This is a genomic window from Psychromonas sp. SP041 (assembly GCF_000470315.2).
Classification (GTDB): domain Bacteria; phylum Pseudomonadota; class Gammaproteobacteria; order Enterobacterales; family Psychromonadaceae; genus Psychromonas.
Genome location: NZ_CBRF02000075.1, coordinates 1 through 3,247, shown reverse-complemented (window position 1 = coordinate 3,247; position 3,247 = coordinate 1). Strand labels below are relative to the sequence as shown.

Genomic DNA, 3,247 nt, shown 5'->3' with positions numbered 1-3,247 from the left:
CAAAGGTAGTTTCATCATCAACGTCTGATACCGTCAACGTGCCTGAAGCAGTTAAGGTCGCTGCCTCATCTTCGGTGACCTCTCCTTCGCTATTACCGCTAACCACGGAGATATCATTTACAGGATCAACGATTACACTAACAGTTTCAGTATTACCGTCTTCGTTGGTGTAAGTGAAGCTATCAGAGCCGTTAAAGTCTGCATTAGGCGTGTAGGTTACGGTGCCATCATCGTTAATAGCAACTGTACCATTCGCCCCTTGCGTTACCGTATCAACCGGTGAAATAACACCGCCATCCACGTCAGTATCGTTACCCACGACATTGATAATGACAGGTGTATCTTCATTCGTGGTCGCACTATCTGCCACTAATACGGTGTCATCAGCAACAGGGTCTACTGTCACACTCACTGTTTCAGTATTACCGTCTTCATTGGTATACGTAAATGAGTCCGACCCATTGAAATCAGCATCAGGCGTGTAGGTCACGGTGCCATCATCGTTGATAGCAACTGTACCGTTCGCCCCTTGCGTTACCGTATCAACCGGTGAAATAACACCGCCATCCACATCAGTATCATTACCCACTACATTGATAATGACAGGTGTATCTTCATTCGTTGTTGCGCTATCTGCCACTAATACTGTGTCATCAGCGACAGGATCTACTGTCACACTCACCGTTTCAGTATTACCGTCTTCATTGGTGTAAGTGAAGCTATCAGAGCCGTTGAAATCAGCATTCGGTGTGTAAGTCACTGTGCCATCATCGTTAATAGCAACCGTGCCGTTCGCACCCTGCGTTACCGTATCAACCGGTGAAATAACACCGCCATCAACATCGGTATCATTGCCCACAACATTGATAATGACAGGTGTATCTTCATTCGTTGTCGCGCTATCTGCCACTAATACGGAGTCGTCAGCGACAGGGTCTACTGTCACACTCACTGTTTCAGTATTGCCGTCTTCGTTGGTGTAAGTGAAGCTATCAGAGCCGTTAAAGTCTGCATCAGGCGTGTAGGTCACCGTGCCATCATCGTTGATAGCAACTGTACCGTTCGCACCTTGCGTTACCGTATCAACCGGTGAAATAACTCCGCCATCCACGTCAGTATCATTACCTACAACATTAATGGTAATTGGCGTGTCTTCATTCGTTGTCGCACTATCTGCCACTAATACGGTGTCGTCAGCGATTGGGTCTACTGTCACACTCACCGTTTCAGTATTACCGTCTTCGTTGGTATACGTAAATGAGTCCGACCCATTGAAATCAGCATCAGGCGTATAAGTCACCGTACCATCATCGTTAATAGCAACCGTACCGTTCGCACCTTGCGTTACCGTATCAACCGGTGAAATAACACCGCCATCCACATCAGTATCATTACCCACTACATTGATAATGACAGGTGTATCTTCATTCGTTGTTGCTGAGTCAGCCACTAATACGGTGTCGTCAGCGATTGGGTCTACTGTCACACTCACTGTTTCAGTATTACCGTCTTCGTTGGTGTAAGTGAAGCTATCAGAGCCGTTGAAATCAGCATTCGGCGTGTAAGTCACCGTGCCATCATCGTTAATAGCAACTGTACCGTTCGCACCTTGCGTTACCGTATCAACCGGTGAAATAACACCGCCATCCACGTCAGTATCGTTACCCACGACATTGATAATGACAGGTGTATCTTCATTCGTGGTCGCGCTATCTGCCACTAATACGGTGTCATCAGCAACAGGATCCACGATTACACTAACAGTTTCAGTATTGCCATCTTCGTTCGTGTAAGTGAAGCTATCAGAGCCGTTGAAATCAGCATCAGGCGTGTAGGTCACGGTGCCATCATCGTTAATAGCAACTGTGCCGTTCGCACCCTGCGTGACCGTATCAACCGGTGAAATAACACCGCCATCCACATCAGTATCATTACCTACAACGTTAATGGTAATTGGCGTGTCTTCATTCGTTGTCGCACTATCTGCCACTAATACGGTGTCATCAGCAACAGGATCTACTGTCACACTCACTGTTTCAGTATTACCGTCTTCATTGGTATACGTAAATGAGTCCGACCCATTGAAATCAGCATCAGGCGTGTAGGTCACGGTGCCATCATCGTTGATAGCAACTGTACCGTTCGCCCCTTGCGTTACCGTATCAACCGGTGAAATAACTCCGCCATCCACGTCAGTATCATTACCTACAACATTAATGGTAATTGGCGTGTCTTCATTCGTTGTCGCACTATCTGCCACTAATACGGTGTCATCAGCAACAGGGTCTACTGTCACACTCACTGTTTCAGTATTACCGTCTTCATTGGTATACGTAAATGAGTCCGACCCATTGAAATCAGCATCAGGCGTGTAGGTCACGGTGCCATCATCGTTGATAGCAACTGTACCGTTCGCCCCTTGCGTTACCGTATCAACCGGTGAAATAACTCCGCCATCCACGTCAGTATCATTACCTACAACATTAATGGTAATTGGCGTGTCTTCATTCGTTGTCGCACTATCTGCCACTAATACGGTGTCATCAGCAACAGGGTCTACTGTCACACTCACTGTTTCAGTATTACCGTCTTCGTTGGTATACGTAAATGAGTCCGACCCATTGAAATCGGCGTTTGGCGTGTAGGTTACGGTGCCATCATCGTTAATAGCAACTGTACCATTCGCCCCTTGCGTTACCGTATCAACCGGTGAAATAACACCGCCATCCACGTCAGTATCGTTACCCACGACATTGATAATGACAGGTGTATCTTCATTCGTGGTCGCACTATCTGCCACTAATACGGTGTCATCAGCAACAGGGTCTACTGTCACACTCACTGTTTCAGTATTACCGTCTTCATTGGTATACGTAAATGAGTCCGACCCATTGAAATCAGCATCAGGCGTGTAGGTCACGGTGCCATCATCGTTGATAGCAACTGTACCGTTCGCCCCTTGCGTTACCGTATCAACCGGTGAAATAACACCGCCATCCACATCAGTATCATTACCCACTACATTGATAATGACAGGTGTATCTTCATTCGTTGTTGCGCTATCTGCCACTAATACTGTGTCATCAGCGACAGGATCTACTGTCACACTCACCGTTTCAGTATTACCGTCTTCATTGGTGTAAGTGAAGCTATCAGAGCCGTTGAAATCAGCATTCGGTGTGTAAGTCACTGTGCCATCATCGTTAATAGCAACCGTGCCGTTCGCACCCTGCGTTACCGTATCAAC

The 3,247-nt window shown here is 46.9% G+C and carries 1 protein-coding gene; it reads right to left on the bottom strand.

What is annotated here, in order from left to right:
- On the bottom strand, positions 1 to 3,247 hold a 3,247-nt coding region (locus SP041_RS20545; RefSeq protein WP_137298009.1), incomplete at both ends, for an Ig-like domain-containing protein.